This is a genomic window from Stenotrophomonas sp. RIT309 (genome assembly GCF_000632045.1).
Taxonomy (GTDB): Bacteria; Pseudomonadota; Gammaproteobacteria; order Xanthomonadales; family Xanthomonadaceae; genus Stenotrophomonas; species Stenotrophomonas indicatrix.
The window spans coordinates 112,644-131,751 of record NZ_JFYS01000007.1; the positions used below are offsets into that span (position 1 = coordinate 112,644).

Genomic DNA, 19,108 nt, shown 5'->3' on the forward strand with positions numbered 1-19,108 from the left:
CCTCAGAACGTGAACACATACTCCAGCGCGAACTCGCGTCCCACCGCACCCAGCAGGCGGGTCGGGGCGAAATCGTAGTCGACCTTGTACGGGTCCTTGTGGTTCCAGCTGGTCGCATTGAAAGCGTTGTTCACGTACAGATTGACCTTCATGAACTCGGTCACCTGGTAGCCGACGTTGAAATTCCACGTAATGAACGGCCCGACCCGGCCGTAATAGCGCGCCGTCTGCTGCCCCGCATTCGGGTTCGGATTGGCCGATCCATCCGGGCGCGTGGCAGGCTCCAGGCAGTTAAGCGACGGGCTGTCGCTGGGCACGTAGCCATCGGCGAACGGCAGGCAGCCGCCGGGGTTGTCCAGGCGGTCGGTGCCCCAGTGGTAGCGCACGCCCGGCACCGAACCGATGCGGTCGGCATACACGTTCGCATTCCAGTTGCCACCCTGCCACGCCAGGCTGGCGCGCAGCTTGCTGCGCAGGTCACGGTCGCGACGCTCCGGGTTCGGGTCGTTGGCGTAACGCTGTTCTTTCGTCGAAATCTGGTTGGTGTAGTTCACCCCCAGCTGGAAGCTGCCCCATGCGGCCGTCTCCAGCCGGTAGCGCGCGCTCAGGTCGATGCCGCGCACTTCGCGGCTGGCCAGGTTGAATGGCCCGCGCTCGATCGACACCAGCCGGCCGCTGCTGTCACGGTTCACCCGGGCCAGGATGCCAGCGCAGTAAGCCTCACCCGCCGGGTTCGCCCACGGCGTGCCGTCCATGTTCTTGCCGGTCAGGCAGCCGGCCTCGCTGGCCAGCACCTCGTCCGCGCCGACGTCGACGATCATGTCTTCCAGCTTGATCGCCCAGTAGTCAGCGCTCATCGACAGGTTCGGCAGCACGTCCCACACGAAACCGACCGTCCACGAATCGCCGGTTTCCGAGCGCAGCAGTGGCGTACCCCGGCGGTTCACGTCGAACGCGTACCAGACATCGGTATTGCCCACGCCGCAGTTGTTGACCAGATAAGCGCCGCTCTCGATGCAGCGCAGGCGGTCGTAGGTCAGCACTTCGGAACTGCTGGCCTGGCCCAGCAGGTAGTGCATGTCCGGCGCGTGGAAGCTGGTCGCGTAGGAACCGCGCACCAGCAGCGACTCGAACGGCCGCCATTCCAGGCCGGCGTTCCAGGTGGTTTCCTTCTGGCTGCCGATATCCAGCGCTTCACCGCCGCCGTCGGCCTTGTAGCTGCCGTACCGGTCGTAGCGTGCCGCCGCGGTGGCGATCAGGCTGTCGGCCAACGGGATCTTGAATTCGACACCGGCCGAGTAGCGGGTACGCTCGCCACCGCCGCGATCGACGTTCTGCAGATCGAAATCGATGCCCGCGCGCGGGTCCGGGCTGAGGTGATAGCCCTGCTTGGCCACTTCGGCTACCGCGGCGAACGAGATCGGCCCGGCCCAGCCCTGGAACAGTTCACCGGTGATGTCGGCCGAGGCCTGGTTGACGTAGGACGACGCCCGGTTCTTCGCTACCGTGCCCATCTGCCAGTACTGGTCCGGGGTGATCGGGTTCCACCAGCGCGACTCGTTCAGGGCGTAGATCGCCTCGCCATCGCCGGTGGTGCCCAGCCGTGGGCCGAGGAAGAAGTCGTACGACTTCTGCTCGTCGACCACGTTCTGCCGCTCCTCGACGCGGTAGTAGGAACGGCCGACCGTGGCGCTCCAGTCGAAGCGATCGGCCAGGCGCCCGCGCAGGCCCGCGCTGATATCCCAAGACAACTCGCGGTTGGTATTGCGCAGCGTGTCCAGGCCACCGACTTCGTTCGGGGTGAACTGGCGCACGCCGAGCACCGGGCGATTGCGGTTGGCATCCCAGTAGTAACCGTTGGCATCGTCGATCAGCGACACGCTCGGCGGATTGGTGCCCCAGATCGCTTCGGAACGGTATACCGCCAGGTTGCTCCAGGCCTGCAGATCGTTGCCGAAATCGAAGGTGGCATACAGGTTGCCCGACAGGTTCTCCGAGCCGCCCGTCAACAGCCAGTTGGCGTAGTCGGCGCTCATGCCGCAGAGGCGGCCGGTGTTGCTCACCGTATTGGCGTTGTAGTTGTAGACCAGGCGGTCGGCGGTGTAGTACTCGCCAGCGAATTTCTCGCAGGTGCCGTCCGGCGGCGCCAGGCGCTGGCCGTTGCTGGGGTCGATCAACGCCAGGCCAGCGGTGGGACGGAAGCCGACCTTGCGCTGCTCCATGTTCCAGGACGGGTACAGCGCATCGTCGGCGTCGTCCATCTGCGGCCGGTCACGGCCGAACAGCGGATCGCGCTTGGTGTACTGCAGAGCGTAGGTCACGCTCCAGTTGTCGCCGGTCTTGCCGCCCGCCCAGGACAGATCCCAGGTGTCACGCCCGCCTTCGGTGGAGGTACCGCCGCGCACGCGCACTTCGTCGCCGTCGTAGTTGGTCTTGAGGATGACATTGACCACGCCGGCGATGGCGTCTGAACCGTAGATCGCCGAAGCGCCGCCAGTCAGCACTTCGATGCGTTCGACCGCCGCCGCCGGAATGTTGCTGTAGTTGGAGAAATTGGTCTCGCCGCCATAGGGCAGCGGATAGTCGGCCACGCGGCGGCCATTGACCAGCAGCAGGCTGCGGTTGGGGCCCATGCCGCGCAGGTTCAGGCCACTCGCGTTGGGGGTGTGCGAGCCCCACTGCGATGCCGCCTCGACCGTGCCGGTCGCCTCGGTCAGGGTCTTCAGTGCGTCGTAGACGGTGACGAAGCCCTCCTTCTGGATCTGTGCGGCGCTGATCACGTTGACCGGGGCCGGGCCCTCGACGCTGGCACGCTTGATGCGCGAACCGGTGACAGTGACCGCATCAAGATCCTTGGTGGGCGACGGGGCCGCGTCCTGTGCGCCAGCGGCGAACGGCAGCAGGGCCAGGGCGAGGGCGTGGGACAGCAGATGACGGCGGTTGCGGACGGACTGAGCCATGGGTGGTTGCTCTTGGATGGTGGACGCGCGGTCGGATGGCGATCCCGGGCGTTGAATCGATCCATCTCGATTCGACCGCCCTCCCCTGTGGATCGATCCAAACTAAAGCACAGCTGAACTGCGCCCAGCATGCGGCGACGCAGCATCCACGCGACACACGTCGTTGTTGCCTGTTGGGCTGCAGATGAATCAATGGGTTGCACGACATCGTTATGGAAGCAGCACAGATGTCGATGACACGATCGCGACACCCGCGCGCAGAACGGTTTTGTCCGCCTTCAACGAGTTCCCGCGCCCGGTTGATCTGCAACAAGGCGCCCATCGCGAAGTACGTACCGGCTTGCGACCCCGCCTGTAGCGCCACCGTCCCACCATTGAATCGTGAGCCCATCTCCGCGCCAGATGACCGAGGAAAAATCGGACTCACTGCCGGGACGCCCTGAGTTCTGGCTGGCCAGAGACACGTTGTGCAGGCAACTCCCGATCAGGATCCTGCCGCGCTCAACAGGCGTCGGCGAAGTCATTTCATAGACGAACAGATGGATCTCACGCCCAGCCCCGCAGCGCCCGATCGGGTTTTCCGCGTTTGAATCGAATACCTGATACAGCAGCCGAAAGCGCTTCTTTCCAATCTGATATGCCCGATTGTCTACAAACGCGCCTTTGGCGCCTGCCTCCAAGGTCACTTCGGGCAAAGCAGAACCTATTCGGAGACTCTTGGTTCCGGCGTCGTGCCAGCTCCATTCTGGCGCCTGCCCGCCAGTTGCGGCGGTTGCACGGCATGGCAGCACGCAGATCAGCAGCAGAAACAGTCGAAACATGCGCGATTTCATCGAAGGGCGACGGTCGCCCACTGTCAACAATGCGACCCTGCTCCGCCAGCCGGCAACGCAGATGACTTCTACTTTCCGTCACTTACGGAACGTGGCCGCGATTCAAACGCGCCTGAAACGTCATCCACGTCGGTGTTGGGTTACGAGTCCTGACGCGGGTCAGAGGCCTTCTGCGAAGGGATCCAACCCGTGCGGCTCTCAGCCGTCGAGCGCCTTCCGCAGCGCACTCACCGTGGCGGTGTCTGTCTGGCTCCAGTCCGGGTCCAGCCCGCGCAGGGCCGGGTTCTGGAACTGCATGGCCGAACGTCGTTGCCCCTTGGCCGAGGCATGCAGTTCGAGACAGCCGGTCTTCCGCGCCACGGCGGCGATGTTGCCCGGGCCCAGCCCTGCGCCGGCCATGACGCTGATCCTGCCGGCCGCCTGCGCGACCAGAGCGGCCAGTACATCGGCACCGGCGTCGGCGCTGGCCTGGCCGCCGGACGTCAGCACCCGCTGGCAACCCAGCCCGATCACCTGCTCCAGCGCCGCCGGCAGATCGCGCGCGGCATCGAAGGCACGGTGGAAGGTCACCTGCAACGGGCCGGCCGCGCGCAGCAGTTCGCGGCACAGCGGCAGGTCGATATCGCCCTGCGCATCCAGCGCACCGATCACCACGCCCTCGCAGCCCAGCGCGCGGCACTGGGCGATGTCGCGCAGCATCAGCTCGGTTTCCAGCGCGTCGTAGTGGAAATCACCCGGACGCGGCCGCACCAGCACGAACAACGGAATTGCCAGGCGCTCGCGGGCGATGGCGATGCTGGCAAACGACGGCGTGGTACCGCCTTCGGCAAGGTTGTCGAACAGTTCGATGCGATCTGCGCCACCGGCCTGCGCGGCCAACGCCGAAGCCACCGAATTGCTGGCGATCTCCAGCGTCAGGCGTGCGCTCACGCCTGGGTGCTCGTATAGATCGACGGTGAGTCGCGCAGGTCATCCTGGCGCTGCGCATCGCACACCGCGTAGACGAAGCCGCGATGCAACGCATAGGCACCCACCTCGCCCTGCTTGTTCATGGCAAGGAAGCAGACCTGCAGTGTGCGGCTGGCCTCGGGGCGCTTGCGCACCACCCGGTCGATCGCTTCGCGGCAGGCCTGTGCCGGCGAACGGCCCTGGCGCATCAGCTCGACCACCAGGAACGAGGCCGCGTTGCGGATCATTTCTTCGCCCACACCCGAGGCGGTGGCCGCGCCCACGTCGTTGTCCACGTAAAGGCCGGCGCCGATGATCGGGCTGTCGCCGACCCGGCCGTGCAGTTTCCAGGCCATGCCGCTGGTGGTACAGGCACCGGCCAGGTTGCCCTTGGCGTCCAGTGCCAGCATGCCGATGGTGTCGTGGTTGTCGCTGTTGCCGGGAAGACTGCGGCGCTCGGCATTGATCTGCGGCGCGTACTTTTCCGTCTTCAGCCACTCACGCCAGGCCGCTTCGGCCTTCGGCGTCAGCAGGTGCTGGCGCTGGAAGCCCTGCTGCACAGCGAACTGCTGGGCGCCCTCGCCCACCAGCAGCACATGCGGGCTGTTCTCCATCACCCTGCGGGCCACCGACACCGGGTGCAGGATGTCGACCAGCGCAGCAACCGCGCCACAGCGGCCGTCACCATCCATGATGCTGGCGTCCAGGCTCAGCACGCCGTCGCGGTCCGGGTTGCCACAATGGCCGACGGTGGGATTGCACAGCTCGCTTTCGGCCCAGCGTGCACCGGCTTCCACCGCATCCAGCGCACTGCCGCCCTGCGCCAGTACCTTCCACGCGGCCTGGTTGGCCGGCACGCCGAAGTCCCAGGTCGAGACCACCTTGGCGCCACCGTGCGTCCGCGCCTTCACCGCCGGCAACGCTGCCACGCCTGCGGCCAATGCACCGGCCTGCAAAAACTGCCTGCGATCCACCATCTTCGCCTCCGTCTGCATGCTGCGCCCGCCGGCCCGATGCCGGCAGCGCCGATCAATCGTGCGCGGGGGTCCGCGCTGCGTGCCAGGCTGCGGCACCGAGCACACCCAGCTGGCCATGTTCGACCCGCCACACCGGCACCTGGCGCAGCACGTCGGTCAGCACCCCCTTGTTGAGGAAGCGCTCACGGAAACGGCCGTCGGCCAGGAAGTCCTGCACATGGGTGGAAATGCCGCCGGCCAGGTACACCGAGCGCGCGCCCACGGCGATCGCCGCGTCGCCGGCCAGGCTGCCCAGCCAGGCGCAGAACACCTGCAGGGTTTCCACTGCCAGCGCGTCGTCGCCTTGCCGCGCAGCCGCGATCAGCGCTTCGGTGCTGGTCCATTGCGGAGCCACGCCGCGCAGTTCGCACAGGCAGGGATACAGGTTCATCAGGCCGCTGCCGGACAGCACGCGTTCGTTGTCCACATGCGGCCAGCGCTGCAGCAGCTGGCCCAGCACATGCAGTTCCAGCGCATTGCCGGCGCCCAACGCAGCGTGGCCGATCTCGCTGGCCAGCACCGGGCGCTCGCCATCGGCGAAGCGCAACGCGGCGCCCAGGCCGGTGCCCGGCCCCAGCACCAGTGCCGGGAAGGTCTTGGCCGGATCGGCATCGCCATTCAGCGGCACCAGCGTGTCGGCCTGCAGGTAGGGAATGGCCAGCGCCACTGCTTCGAAATCATTGATCAGCTGCAGGTCGGGCAGGCCCGACTCGCGGCGTGTCGCCGACAGCGACACCGTCCACGGCAGATTGGCATTGATCAGGGTGTCGCCGTCGAGCAGGCCGGCGATGGCGACCACCGCACTGGCCATCGGCTGGCCGAGACTGGCGGTGAAATCGGCCAGGATCGCCGCCAGGCTGGGGTGGTCGGCACAGGCGTAGGTGCGGTAGCTGCCCAGCCGCGGCGCCTGCCCCGGCAGGGTCTCAGCCAACGCAAGACGAGCGAAGGTACCGCCGACATCGGCGACGACCAGGCTGCGGGGGACGCCGCTGCGGGCGGACTCGGATGGCGCCGGGGACACTGCTGCAACGTTCACGCTGGCCTGCTTGGATCGATTGAATCGTGCCGATTCTCAGGCATCGGACGGCCTTTGCCTAGCGCGGCGACAGCGCCACCCGGGTCACATGCCTTCCTGCTCGGCCACCTGCACACCGTCCACCAGCACCCGCAGGCGCTGCGGGCGGAACCCGGCGAACAGCAGCGGCCGGGTCCGCTCCACCAGCACTTCATGGCCGGCGATATGGCGCTGCCACGACTGTACCAGCGAGAACGAGAAGTGCGTGCCCGGATGCAGCGGATGCTGCACCCAGACCTTCTCGCTGGCGCTCTGCAGCATCATCGCGCCGGTGAACCAGTGGCGGCTGAGGGTGACCGGCGTGGTGCCGGCCATGAAGCGGATATCCATGCTGCGTCCTTTCGTGATGGAAGCTGGTGATGGAAGCCCGGCCCGCGCTCAGGGCTGCGCGGTCTGCAGGCTGTAGCTGGTGCTGGCGGTGAACACCGCACCATCGGGCTGGGTGGAGCGCACCTCGACCTTGTGGCTGCCCACGGCCAGGTCGGTCGGCAACGCGCCACGCCACAGGTGCGGCGAGGCGGTGGCTTCCGGCGAACGGTCGTAGCCGCGCAGCGTGGAAGCCAAGTCGTCGGCCACGTTCTCCACCAGCAGGCGCGGATCAGGCTGGCTGACCTGCTTCATCGGCTGCCAGGCGCCGCCATCGACGCGGTACTCGACCACGCTGGCGTCCTCGCCCATGTACACGTTGGCATAGATGCCCCACGCCGGGTACGCGCCCTTGCGCAGCACCTTCGGTGCATGCAGGCCGATCTGCTCGCTGGCGGCCGCACCGGCCACCCGGTACTGCAGGCGATAGCTGCCGTTGCCGGCCACGTCCAGCAACGCATAGCCCTTCGGCGTGCCGTCGCTCATGGTGCTGTCCGGTACGCCGGCGGCATTCTTCACGCCCGACCAGAACGCACCGCAGTTGGCACCGACGTTGTACTCGTGCAGCGGCCTGGCGCCCTGCCAGCCGTCGGCTTTACCGTGATAGACGTGCTGCTGGGTGTGGCTGTGGCCACTGAGCACCAGCACGTTGCGGAAGTCCTTCAGCAGGTCGAACAGGCGCTGGCGGTCGGCATGGCGGAAGGTCTCGCGCCCCGGTGCCGCATCGAACAGCGGGATGTGCATGCCCAGCACCAGCAGGCGGTCCTTGTGCAGGCCCTTCAGGTAGGCAGCAAGGAAAGCGAACTGATCCTCGCGCAGGCCACCCACATACCTGGGCTTGGCGTTGGGGTCGTACACCACGTCGTCGAGGAACACGAAACTGGCGCCCCCCTCTTCCACTGCATAGGTATCGGGGCCGTAGATGTTGCGCCAGCTGTCCAGCGAATGCGCATCATTGGCCGCGTCGACATCCAGGTCGTGGTTGCCGGGTACGTGGAACCACGGCACGCCGAGTTCGGTGGTGACCTTGTTGATCGCCGGGTACAGGGTCAGGTCGTCGTTGACGATGTCGCCCAGCGTGGTACCCAGGCGGGCCTTGGTCTGCCCAACCAGCGGCGCCACGATCGACTGCCGGTAGTAGCCGATGTCCTGCAGGCTGGCGGTCTGCGAGTCGGTGAACACCAGCATCTGGAAACCACGGCGGCTGTCATGCCGGTCGTTCTGCAGGGCGAAGTCCCAGTTGCGGGCAACGTCACTGGTTGCGGCGATGCCACCGTACTTCAGCGCCGGCGAACCATTCGGCCGGTAGTGCCGCCAGAACGACGGCAGGCCGTCGGCGGCCTTCGGGAAGGAATAGGCATCGGGCTTGATCACGAAGACCGTCTGCCCGTCACGCACCGGCAGGCTGTAGCTGCCGTCGGCGGCGGTCTTGACGATGGTTTCGCCATTGGACACCTGCACGCCGGCCAGGCCCGGATCGGTCGCACCGCGGCCCGGCTTGCCGTCACGCTCCAGATAGACCTTGCCGCTGACCACGGTATCGGCGGCCCACGCCGGCGAGGTCAGCAACAGGCAGCACAGCCAGGCGGCAGGCAGTTTCATGGGGGCGGTCCGGGAAAAAGAGACCGCCTATTGTAGATTCCGGCGATGACATCGCGCACGCGATTGCCGCTTTTCCTGTCGTGCCGGCCGCTGGCCGGCATTCCACCAGGCGTCCCTTGATCATCGGGTTGCCGGCCAGCGGCCGGCGCTACCGCACCTCTAACGATGGCGCTTTTCCAGCACGTCGCGGGCATCTTCCAGCGACAGCCCGCGCGCACGCAGCAGCACCAGCAGGTGGTACAGCAGGTCCGACGCCTCGCCCAGCAAGGCCTCATCGTCCTGCGCCACCGCGGCCAGCGCCGTCTCCACGCCTTCCTCGCCCACCTTCTGCGCGATGCGGCGGATGCCGCCTTCGAACAGGGACGTCGTATAGCTGCCGGAGGGGCGCAGCGCCTCACGCACGGCGACCAGCTGGTCCAGGCCACCGAGGAAGTCCTTCGGTGCGCCGTCGAAGCAGCTTTCCGCGCCGGTGTGGCAGGTCGGGCCTGCCGGGCGCGCCAGCACCAGCAGCGTATCGGCATCGCAATCGACGCTGATCGACTGCACCGCCAGCACATTGCCGGACTGCTCGCCCTTGGTCCAAAGACGCTGCTTGCTGCGGCTGAAGAAGGTCATGTGGCCGATGGCCAGCGTCGCTGCCAGCGACTCGGCGCTGACGTAACCCAGCATCAGCACCTGCAGGGTGTCGGCGTCCTGCACAACGGCCGGCAGCAGCCCATCGCCCTTGTCCCAGTCCAGCGTTTCCAGCGCCTGCGGCGACGGCCGCACATCAATAGACATCCCGGACCTCGATCTGCTGCTCGCGCAGGTAGCGCTTCAAGTCGGCAATGGCGATGGCGCCACTGTGGAATACGCTGGCCGCCAGCGCACCGTCAACGTCGGCCTGGTCAAAGGCCTGGGCGAAGTGCTCCATCGTACCCGCACCGCCCGATGCGATGAGGGGCACCTGGCACAGCGCACGTGCCTGGCGCAGCTGCTCGACGTCATAGCCACGGCGCACGCCATCGCTGTCCATGCAGTTCAGCACGATCTCGCCGGCACCCCGGCGCTGCGCCTCGACGATCCAGTCCAGCGTGCGCAGCGGCACTGCCTGGGTTTTGTCCGGGTCGCCGCTGAAACGGCGCACGCGCCACTGGCCGTCGTCCTCGCGTACCGAGTCGACACCGACCACCACGCACTGCACGCCGAATTCTTCGGCCAGTTCGCTGATCAGTTCCGGGCGGCCCAGCGCGGGTGAGTTGATCGAGATCTTGTCCGCACCGGCGAACAGCACACGACGCGCGGTCTCCACGCTGTCGATGCCGCCGGCCACGCAGAACGGGATATCGATCAGGCGCGCGATGCGCTCGATCCAGGCCACGTCCACCGACCGTGCCTCCGGGCTGGCGCCGATGTCATAGAACACCAGCTCGTCGGCACCCTGGTCGCGATAGCGCTGCGCCAGTTCAGCGATGTCCCCCATGTCGACGTGATCGCGGAAACGCACGCCCTTGACCACGCGGCCATCGCGCACGTCCAGGCACGGAATGATCCGGCGGCTCAGCATGCCAGCGCCTCCGCCAGGTCCATGCGCTGTTCCAGCAATGCCTTGCCGAGGATCGCGCCGCCACAACCGGCGGCCTGTGCCGCAGCCACGTCGGCCACATCGCGGATACCGCCTGACGCCTGTACCGCCACGCCCGGCAGCAACGCTGCGAGGTGCTGGTACAGGCTGATGTTGGGCCCGGCGAGCATGCCATCGCGGGCGATGTCGGTGCACAACAGGTGACGCATGCCGGCCTGTGCATAGCGTTCGGCCAGCGCATCCAGGGTCACCCCCGCGTTCTCGGTCCAGCCATGCACCGGCAGCTGCCATTGCCCCTGCGCGTCCTGCCGTGCATCGAGGGCGATGGTCAGCCGCTCCGGGCCGAACTCGCCCAGCCAGCCGATCACCTGCGCCGGCTCGCGCACCGCCAGTGAGCCGATCACCACGCGGCTGGCACCCGCATCGAGGATGCGTGCCACGTCGTCACGGCCACGCACGCCGCCACCGGTCTGCACCTGCAGCGGGGTCTGCGCACGGATCGCGGCCAACAGCGGCGCCAACGTGTAGCCACCGGCACGTGCAGCATCCAGATCGACCAGGTGCATCCACTGTGCGCCCTGCGTGGCGAACGCCTGCGCACGCGGCAGCGGGTCGTCGCCATAGTGGGTTTCCTGCGCGTAGTCGCCCTGGCGCAGCCGCACGACGCGGCCGTCGCGGATATCCAGTGCGGGGTAGACGATGAAACTCATGCAGCGGTGCCCTCGAGGAAATTGCGCAGCATCAGCGAACCGGTATCGCCGGACCGCTCGGGATGGAACTGGGCGCCGAAGTAGCGGCCCTGCTCGACCACGGCGGTGAACAGGCCGCCGTGATCACAGGCGGCGACGGTATGGCTGTTCAGCGGCGCGGCATAGCTGTGCACGAAGTACGCACTGGCGCGCTCGGGAACCCCCTGCAGCAGCAGCGACGGGCGCAGCGGCAGCAGCCGGTTCCAGCCCATGTGCGGCACGCGGATGCCACAGGCCGGCACCAGCTTGCGCACCACGCCGGGGATCAATCCCAGCGTATCCACGCCGGCCTCTTCGGAGCGGTCAAACAACAGCTGCATGCCCAGGCAGATGCCCATCAAGGGCACCTGCAGCTGGCGCAGCGGCTCGACCAGGCCCTGCGCATGCAGGCGCTGCATGCCGGGGCCGGCCGCGCCGACGCCGGGCAGGATCACCCGTTGCGCGCCGGCCAGGCCTTCGGCATCGCGGACCAGCTTCACCGTCGCACCAAGCCGTTCCAATGCGTAGCGCACCGAACCCAGGTTGGCACCGCCGGCATCGATCAGCACGACCTCGCTCACAGCGCCCCCTTGGTGGTCGGCAAGGCGGTGCCCTGCCGCGCCAGTGCCGGCCGCAGTGCACGTGCCAGGGCCTTGAAGCAGGCTTCAACCTTGTGGTGGTCGTTGTCGCCACGCACCTGCAGGTTGAGGTTCAGCCCGCTGGCATCGCACAGCGAACGGAAGAAGTGCGGGACCAGCTCGGTCGGCATGTCGCCCACGCGCTCGCGCTTGAACTCGCCTTCAAACACGAAATACGGGCGGCCACTGAAATCCAGCGCAGCGCTGGCCAGGGTTTCATCCATCGGCAGGGTGAAGCCGTAACGGCCGATGCCGCGCTTGTCGCCCAGCGCCTCGCGCAGGGCCTGGCCCAGCGCAAGGCCGGTGTCTTCGATGGTGTGGTGCTCGTCGATGTGCAGGTCGCCCTCGGCGCGGATGTCCAGGGCGAAACCGCCGTGTTTGCCGATCTGCTCCAGCATGTGGTCGAAGAACGGCAGGCCGGTGTGGATGTGCGCATCGCCGGCACGATCTAGATCCAGCTCGACGCGGATCTTCGTCTCCTTGGTATTGCGCTGGACCACTGCCGTGCGTGGTGCATCGGCCAGTGCGTGGGCGATGCCGGGCCAGTCCCACTCGCCGCCGAACTGTTCGGTGCGCAGCTGGAAACCGCGGATGTTGAGGTTGTCGGCGAACTGCAGGTCGGTGATGCGGTCGCCCACCATGCCCGAGCGCGCCCAGTCGATGCTGCGGTCCTGCAGGTAGGCCGTCATCAGGCCAATGCCCGGCTTGCGAGTCGGCGCGTTGTCGTGCGGCCAGCTGCAGTCGACCAGCACGTCACGGAAAACGATGCCCTGGCTTTCGAAGATCTGCAGCATCAGGTCATTCGGGCCATCGAAGCTGGCGCGCGGGTAGCTCTCGCTGCCTAGGCCATCCTGGTTGGTGACGATCACGAACTGGTAGCCGGCATCGCGCAGCTTCAGCAGCGCCGGGATCACCTGCGGCACGAAACGCAGCTTCTCGTAGGCGTCGATCTGGAAATCCGCCGGCTCCTCGATGAGGGTGCCGTCGCGGTCAATGAACAGGATCGGCGTCATGCCGCGGCCCTCCGTGCCGACAGGGCCGCAAGCACGCGGTCGTTCTCTTCGGGGCTGCCGATGCTGATACGCAGTGCGTCACCCAGCTGCGGTGCGGCGCGCTGGTCGCGCACCACCACGCCGGCAGCAAGCAGCGCGTCGAACGCCGCCTGCGCATCGGCAAAGCGGACCAGCAGGTAGTTGCCGGCCGAGGCGTATACCCGGCCGATGCCAGGCAGGCCCTGCAGGCCGTGGTGCAGGCGCTCGCGCTCGGTGATGACCGTGGCTACCCGCTCAGCGGTGCGCGCAAGCGCGGCCGGCTGCAGCGCCTGCGCGGCCAGCTCGGCGCACGGCGTCGGCACCGGGTACGGCGCCTGGCATCGGCGCAGCACGGCAATCAGTTCCGGCGCGGCGATCAAGGTGCCGATACGCGCGGCGGCCAGTGCGTGCGCCTTGGACAACGTGCGCAGCACCGCCAGGTTGGCGTGCGCGGCAAGCAGCGTGGTCGCCGAAGCGCGCTGCGCGTACTCGACATAGGCCTCGTCCACCACCACCAGCGCCTGCCCGCGCAGGGCACGAGCCACCCTTTCGATCTCGGGCAGCGGAATATCGCTGCCGGCAGGATTGGACGGCGCGCATAGGAAAACGAGCCTGGCGCCCTGCCCCTTGGCCACAGCGATCACCGCGTCCAGGTCCGTGCGCAGGCCCTCACCATCGTCAATCAGCGGCACCTCGATCAACGGCGCACCCTGCAACCGTGCACAGACTGCGTACATGCCGAATACCGGCGGCGTCACCAGCACGCCATCACGGCCGGGCACGCACAGGGCGCGCACCAGCAGATCGATCGCCTCGTCGCTGCCACGGCCTACCAGCAGCTGTTGCGGCTGCACGCCGTACAGCGACGCCAGCGCATCACGCAGCGCAGCCGGCTGCGGCTCCGGGTAGCGGCGGCTGCCCCCCGTGGCGTCGGCCGGGTTGGCCCACGCCGCTTCGTTCGCGTTCAACCACACCTCGCCCTGCACAGCGCTGCTGCGCGCCGAACTGTAGCCGGCAAAGGCCTGCAGGTCCGGCCGTACCAGTGCCAGCACGCCGTCAATGTCCGCGCTCATGCGGCCACCTCCATGCGCAGTGCCACCGCACGTTCGTGTGCATCCAGTCCTTCGGCGCTGGCGATGATGCGCGCGCAGCCACCGATCGCGGCCAGGCCAGCGGCGGTCGCGCTCTGTACGCTGATCAGGTTCTGGAAGCTGGCCACGCTGACGCCACTGTAGGCGCGCGCGGCACCGGCGGTGGGCAGCACGTGGTTGGTGCCGCTGCAGTAGTCACCCAGTGCTTCCGGCGTGTAGTCGCCGAGGAACACCGAACCGGCTGCCTGCACCTGGTCCAGCCACGCGCGCGGTTCGCGCAGGGCCAGGATCAGGTGTTCGGGGGCGTAGCGGTTGCTGATCGCAAACGCATCGGCCAGCGATTCCACCTGGATCAACTGCGATGCCGACAGCGCCTGGCGGGCGATGTCCTGCCGCGGCAGCAGGGCCACCTGGCGCTCAACTTCGGCCTCGACGGCGGCCAGCATCGCCGCGTCATCGGTCAGCAGCAGCACCTGTGAATCCGGGCCGTGCTCGGCCTGCGACAGCAGGTCGGCGGCAACGAATGCAGGGTTGGCACCGGCATCGGCGATCACCAGCACTTCCGAGGGACCGGCCGGCATGTCGATGGCGGCGGCACCGTCCTGTGCCACCTGCTGCTTGGCTTCGGTGACGAAACTGTTGCCCGGCCCGAACAGCTTGTCGCTGGCCGGGATGCTTTCGGTGCCATAGGCCATCGCCGCGATTGCCTGCGCACCACCCAGCTTGAACACGCGTTGCACACCGGTCAGGCGCGCGGCCACCAGCACCGCAGGATCGGCCGTACCGTCGGCACGCGGCGGGGTGCACAGCACCACCTGTGGGCAAGCGGCCAACTGCGCCGGCACGCCCAGCATCAGCGCGGTGGACGGCAGCGGCGCACTACCGGCTGGCACGTACAGGCCAACCCGGCCGATCGGCCGCAGCATGCGCTCGCAGACCACGCCCGGCGCGGTTTCCACCGTATAGCCCTGGCCCATGCCGGCCGCGTGGAAGCGGGTGATGCGTTCGGCCGCTTCCACCATGGCCTGGCGCAGCTCGGCCGGCACCACGGCGTCGGCAGCTGCGAACTCGGCTGCGGAAACTTCGAAATCCTGCAGATCCACGCCATCGAAGCGCGCAGTGATCGCGCGCAGCGCGGCGTCGCCCTGCGTGCGCACCTGCGCGATCAGCGCGGCCACCGCATCACGGGTCTGCTGCGCCACGGTCTGCACCGGGCGGGTCAGCGCCGCGCTGCGTGCGGCCTCGTCAAGTTGCGACCAGATCAGACGATTCATGCCAGCGACCGCTCCACGCTCAGTACCATCAGGCCCTGGGCGCCGGCGCGCTCCAGTTCTTCCATGCGCTGCCAGGTCAATGGACCGGGGCACATGGTCTGCAGGCGCAATGCACCGCCATCGGCAGGCAAACGCACCAACGGTTCGGCATCGGCCAGCAGCTGCGACAACGCGTCGACGCGGTCCTCGCTGGCGCGGAACATCAGCAGCTTGCGGTCCTGCCGCTGCACCACACCGTCCAGGCGGCGCAGCAGCATGCTGCGCAGCGCGCCGCGCGCATCATCGGGAACGCGTACCGCACCGGCCAGCACGGCTTCGCTGTCGAGCAGGTTGTGCACCGGTGTGAGCTGGTTGGCACGCAGCGTGGCGCCGCTGGAGACCAGGTCGCAGATCAGGTCGGCGGTGCCCAGGCGCGGCGCGATCTCCACCGAGCCGGACAGTTCCACCACCTGTGCATCCACGCCCTGCGCGGCCAGCCATTGCTTGAGGATGGCCGGGTAGCTGGTGGCGATGCGGGTACCGGCCAGTTGTACCGGCCCCTGCCATTGCCATTCTTCCGGCACCGCCAGCATCAAGCGGCACTGGCCAAAGCCCAGCCCCCGCAATGCCTGGTAGGCATCGGCCAGACCGATCTGGCGACGCGCGGCCGCCTGTTCGTCCAGTTCATTGCGGCCGACGATGCCCAGGTCGCAGACGCCATCGGCGATCAGGCCGGGAATGTCGTCGTCGCGCACCAGCAGCAGGTCCACCGGCAGCGATTCGCCGTAGCAGAACAACTTGTCGCGGCTCTCGCGCCAGCTCAGGCCACAGGCACTGAGCAGGTTGCGGGCGGGCTCGGCCAGCCGGCCACTCTTCTGGATGGCGATACGCAGCCGGTCTCGCGCCGGCGCTGCCTGGGTTGCACTCATGGGGGAGGTCTCGAAGTCTGGAACGGGGCGCGGTTCAGCGCGAAGCAAGGCGGTCGACAGCGGCGGCATAGCCTCGATGGCCATGCTCGAGCGTGCGTGCCACCCGTCCGGTGGTGGTCACGCTGACGCCGGTGCGCTCGTGGATCTCGCGGTAGGGCACGCCCTGCTGCAGCAGCGGCACCACCTTCCAGCGGTCGGCCATGGCTTCCAGCTCGGCTGGCGTGCACAGGTCACGCAGGAAGGCGACCACCTGCTCCGGCTCGCGCAGCGCGGCAAAGGCCTGGGCCAGGGATTCAAGATCGGCGTGCGGGTCTTTGGCGGCGATGTCGGCGCGGGCTTTCACGGGCAGGGCTCTTGCATCAATGTAATAGCGCGTTAGTACATTAACGCATTCTTGCAGGCCGCGTCAAAGGCACGACCAGGTTCCGCCAGGCCCGTTCAGGCAGCGGAAACGAAAACGCCCACCGGGTGGTGGGCGTTCGGATGCGGCAATGGACAGGGCTTCGATCAGGGCAGGCAGCGGACCTCTGCCTGCAGCGCGCCGCGCCGCAGGCATTCACCGAACAGGCTGCCCTGCCGGCTGGGACGAGGCTGCAGGTTCCGCAGCGCTCCTGCCCGGCCCGGGCACGCCCGCTCGGCAAGGGCCTGCAGATCCTGCTCAAGCTGCGCTCGATCCATCACATGGCAGCGATCAGCCACCAGCTGGTAATTCGCAGGGCCGATCCGGGTGCTGCGCAACGCCGGATCGCTCTGGCATGCCGCCAGCAGGAACAGCATCAGTGTTCCTGCAGCGGCACGCGTCACGGCATGACCCGCGACTGCTCCAGTTCCACCTGCAGGGTGCTGGCCAGTTCATCACGGGAGACTTCGAACTGCTGCTCGCGCAGCAGGTCCTTCACCGCCACCACGCCGCGCGCCAGTTCGTCCTCGCCAGCCAGCACCACGAAACGGATACCGGCCTTGGCCGCGTACTGGAACTGCTTGCCGATCTTCTTCGGCTCCATCTGCACTTCGGTGTTGATGCCACCGGCGCGCAGGCGGCGGGCGATGTCCAGCGACTGCGGCATGCCCTGCTCGTCCATCAGCGCCACCAGCGCCTGCACGCTGCTGGCCTCGATACCCTCGATCAGGCCAGCTTCGCGCAGCTGCCAGAACAGGCGCGACAGGCCGATGGAAATGCCCACGCCCGGCAGCTTGGACTTGCTGTAGTGGCTGGCCAGGTCTTCATAACGGCCACCGGAACAGATCGACCCGATCTGCGGGTGGTCGGTCAGCGTGGTCTCGTACACCGTGCCGGTGTAGTAATCCAGGCCACGTGCAATGGAGAAGTTCAGGCAGTACGCGCTTTCCGGCACGCCCAGTGCCTGCACCAGCTGCAGCACTTCGCGCAGCTCGGCCACGCCGGCGCGCAGGATCTCCGAGGAACCCGCACCGTCTTCCAGCGCTGCCAGCTGTGCCAGCGCATCGGCATGACCCTGCGAACGCACGGCGACGAAGGCCAGGATCTTCTCGACCTGTTCGGCCGGAATGCCGAAGCCCTCGCCCACCAGCGTCTCGCGCACGTAGTCGGGGCCACGCTTGTCCAGCTTGTCCACCTCGCGCAGCACTGCCAGCTGTCGTTCGCCCTCGGCCACGCCCAGGCTTTCGAAGAAGCCGCGCAGCAGCTTGCGGTTGTTCAACTGGATGCTGAAGTCACCGATGCGCAGTTCGGCAAATACCGCATGGATGACCGCCAGCACTTCGGCGTCGTAACGCACGCTCAGGCTGTCCTTGCCGATCACGTCGATGTCGCACTGGTAGAACTCGCGGAAGCGGCCGCGCTGGGCGCGCTCGCCGCGGTACACGCGCTGCATCTGGTAACGGCGGAACGGGAAGGTCAGTTCGTGTTCGTGCTCGGCCACGTAACGCGCCAGCGGCACGGTCAGGTCGAAGCGCAGCGCCATCTCCGGCAGCGAACGATCGCCGGATTCAGCAGCGTTGGCCAGCGCGCCGGTGGACTGCACGAAATACACCTGGCGCTCGGTCTCGCCGCCGGACTTGGTCAGCAGCACATCGGACAGCTCGAACACCGGCGTCTCCACCGGCAGGAACCCGAAGCGCTCGTAGTTGCGGCGGATGACGTCCAGCATGCGCTGGAACGCAATCTGCTCGCGCGGCAGCAGTTCAAGGGTGCCGGGCGGGGTACGGGGCTTGATCACGGGCGGAGCTCCTGCGGAATCGGGGACGTGGGAGGGGGCGACATTCTAGCGCCCCGCATCGCTCAGCCGCAGATAAGGGGTCCAACGGCCGCTTGAAGTATCATAAAGCCCTCCCCCGCCCGCGATACGCCCACGCAACATGTCCCGGCCTTCCGGCGCTCCGCCCGCCACCAACGACCCCGCCGCGCCGTCCTGCGCCACGCTGGACTGCCTGCACTGCTCGGTACGCCACCTGGCGGTGTGCTCTGCGCTGTCGCCCGATGAGGTGCAGGCGCTGGAACAGGTGACCGTGTCGCAGCAGCTGGCGATGGGCAGCACCCTCGCCCGCAGCGGCGAAGAGCGCCAGCATGTCTATACATTGACCGGTGGCGCGCTGCGGCTGGTGCGCACGCTTGCCGATGGCCGTCGCCAGATCAATGGCTTCGTGCTGCCTGGCGATTACCTGGGCCTGAGCGGCAGCGACCACCATCGCTACGACATCGAGGCCATCGCCGACAGCCGCGTGTGCCGCGTTGCCCTGCCGCAGATGAAGGGCCTGCGCGCCCGCTATCCGCACCTGGAGCGCAAGCTGCTGCAGCGCGCCTGCCAGGAGCTGGACGCCGCACAGGATGCCGCGCTGGCGCTGGCACGCCTGCAACCGGCGGAAAAACTCGCTGATTTCCTGCTTCGCCTGGCCGCGCGCGAGGCCAAGCTGGGCGGAGATGGCCTGCGCGTCTCCCTGCCGATGGGCCGCGGCGACATCGCCGATCATCTGGGCCTGACGATGGAGACGGTCAGCCGCACCTTCACCAAGCTGCGCCAGCAGGGGTTGATCGCCCTGCCCCATCTGAACGTGGTTGAGATCCTCGACGAGGATGGCCTGCGCACGCTGGCCGG

At 67.6% G+C, this 19,108-nt stretch carries 19 protein-coding genes; 1 reads left to right on the forward strand and 18 read right to left on the reverse strand.

Annotated features, from left to right (window positions below; translation table 11 throughout):
* Positions 1–2: 2 nt before the first annotated feature.
* The 18 genes from BW38_RS14715 to hisS all read right to left on the reverse strand — a co-directional run bounded on the left by BW38_RS14715 (position 3) and on the right by hisS (position 18,232).
* On the reverse strand, positions 3–2,960 hold the full coding sequence (locus tag BW38_RS14715) for a TonB-dependent receptor (RefSeq protein WP_025874810.1): 2,958 nt from the start codon (positions 2,958–2,960) through the stop codon (positions 3–5).
* 278 nt (positions 2,961–3,238) lie between these two features.
* Positions 3,239–3,781 carry a hypothetical protein gene (locus tag BW38_RS21410; protein ID WP_081794545.1) on the reverse strand — a complete coding sequence of 181 codons (543 nt, stop codon included), beginning with the start codon at positions 3,779–3,781 and terminating at the stop codon, positions 3,239–3,241.
* Between the two features lie 210 nt (positions 3,782–3,991).
* Positions 3,992–4,723, reverse strand: a complete 732-nt coding sequence (locus BW38_RS14710; protein ID WP_032975526.1) for a copper homeostasis protein CutC — start codon at positions 4,721–4,723, stop codon at positions 3,992–3,994.
* A complete protein-coding gene (locus tag BW38_RS14705; RefSeq protein ID WP_032975543.1) occupies positions 4,720–5,718 on the reverse strand; it encodes a N(4)-(beta-N-acetylglucosaminyl)-L-asparaginase in 999 nt (332 codons plus the stop codon). Before BW38_RS14705 ends, BW38_RS14710 begins: the two co-directional genes overlap by 4 nt.
* Positions 5,719–5,770: 52 nt before the next feature.
* On the reverse strand, positions 5,771–6,793 hold the full coding sequence (locus BW38_RS14700) for a glucokinase (protein WP_032975527.1): 1,023 nt from the start codon (positions 6,791–6,793) through the stop codon (positions 5,771–5,773).
* Between the two features lie 84 nt (positions 6,794–6,877).
* Entirely contained in the window at positions 6,878–7,162 is a 285-nt protein-coding gene (locus tag BW38_RS14695) for a hypothetical protein (protein ID WP_025874818.1), read from the reverse strand.
* A gap of 48 nt (positions 7,163–7,210) precedes the next feature.
* On the reverse strand, positions 7,211–8,800 hold the full coding sequence (locus BW38_RS14690) for a calcineurin-like phosphoesterase family protein (protein WP_032975528.1): 1,590 nt from the start codon (positions 8,798–8,800) through the stop codon (positions 7,211–7,213).
* Between the two features lie 159 nt (positions 8,801–8,959).
* Positions 8,960–9,580 carry a bifunctional phosphoribosyl-AMP cyclohydrolase/phosphoribosyl-ATP diphosphatase HisIE gene (gene hisIE / locus BW38_RS14685; RefSeq protein WP_025874822.1) on the reverse strand — a complete coding sequence of 207 codons (621 nt, stop codon included), beginning with the start codon at positions 9,578–9,580 and terminating at the stop codon, positions 8,960–8,962.
* Positions 9,570–10,346: an imidazole glycerol phosphate synthase subunit HisF gene (hisF, locus tag BW38_RS14680; RefSeq protein WP_032975530.1), complete on the reverse strand. Its 777-nt coding sequence runs from the start codon at positions 10,344–10,346 to the stop codon at positions 9,570–9,572. Before hisF ends, hisIE begins: the two co-directional genes overlap by 11 nt.
* Positions 10,340–11,074 carry a 1-(5-phosphoribosyl)-5-[(5-phosphoribosylamino)methylideneamino]imidazole-4-carboxamide isomerase gene (gene hisA / locus BW38_RS14675; RefSeq protein WP_032975531.1) on the reverse strand — a complete coding sequence of 245 codons (735 nt, stop codon included), beginning with the start codon at positions 11,072–11,074 and terminating at the stop codon, positions 10,340–10,342. The genes hisF and hisA overlap by 7 nt, the downstream gene beginning before the upstream one ends.
* Positions 11,071–11,673 (reverse strand): imidazole glycerol phosphate synthase subunit HisH, encoded by a 603-nt coding sequence (gene hisH / locus BW38_RS14670; RefSeq protein WP_025874829.1) that lies wholly within the window; start codon positions 11,671–11,673, stop codon positions 11,071–11,073. The genes hisA and hisH overlap by 4 nt, the downstream gene beginning before the upstream one ends.
* On the reverse strand, positions 11,670–12,743 hold the full coding sequence (gene hisB / locus BW38_RS14665) for a bifunctional histidinol-phosphatase/imidazoleglycerol-phosphate dehydratase HisB (RefSeq protein ID WP_025874831.1): 1,074 nt from the start codon (positions 12,741–12,743) through the stop codon (positions 11,670–11,672). Before hisB ends, hisH begins: the two co-directional genes overlap by 4 nt.
* Entirely contained in the window at positions 12,740–13,834 is a 1,095-nt protein-coding gene (gene hisC / locus BW38_RS14660; protein ID WP_032975532.1) for a histidinol-phosphate transaminase, read from the reverse strand. Before hisC ends, hisB begins: the two co-directional genes overlap by 4 nt.
* Complete coding sequence (gene hisD / locus BW38_RS14655) at positions 13,831–15,126, reverse strand: histidinol dehydrogenase (protein WP_025874835.1); 1,296 nt, start codon at positions 15,124–15,126, stop codon at positions 13,831–13,833. Before hisD ends, hisC begins: the two co-directional genes overlap by 4 nt.
* A complete protein-coding gene (gene hisG / locus BW38_RS14650; RefSeq protein ID WP_032975533.1) occupies positions 15,123–16,034 on the reverse strand; it encodes an ATP phosphoribosyltransferase in 912 nt (303 codons plus the stop codon). Before hisG ends, hisD begins: the two co-directional genes overlap by 4 nt.
* A gap of 34 nt (positions 16,035–16,068) precedes the next feature.
* A complete protein-coding gene (locus BW38_RS14645) occupies positions 16,069–16,377 on the reverse strand; it encodes a YerC/YecD family TrpR-related protein (RefSeq protein ID WP_032975534.1) in 309 nt (102 codons plus the stop codon).
* A gap of 164 nt (positions 16,378–16,541) precedes the next feature.
* Positions 16,542–16,811 carry a hypothetical protein gene (locus tag BW38_RS14640; RefSeq protein WP_032975535.1) on the reverse strand — a complete coding sequence of 90 codons (270 nt, stop codon included), beginning with the start codon at positions 16,809–16,811 and terminating at the stop codon, positions 16,542–16,544.
* A gap of 23 nt (positions 16,812–16,834) precedes the next feature.
* Positions 16,835–18,232, reverse strand: coding sequence for a histidine--tRNA ligase (gene hisS / locus BW38_RS14635; RefSeq protein WP_025874842.1), 1,398 nt, complete (start codon positions 18,230–18,232; stop codon positions 16,835–16,837).
* Between the two features lie 139 nt (positions 18,233–18,371).
* On the opposite strand from hisS, the gene BW38_RS0120550 reads away from it, so the two are divergent.
* Positions 18,372–19,108 (forward strand): helix-turn-helix domain-containing protein (locus tag BW38_RS0120550; protein ID WP_032975536.1); only part of this gene is annotated, 737 nt, incomplete at its 3' end.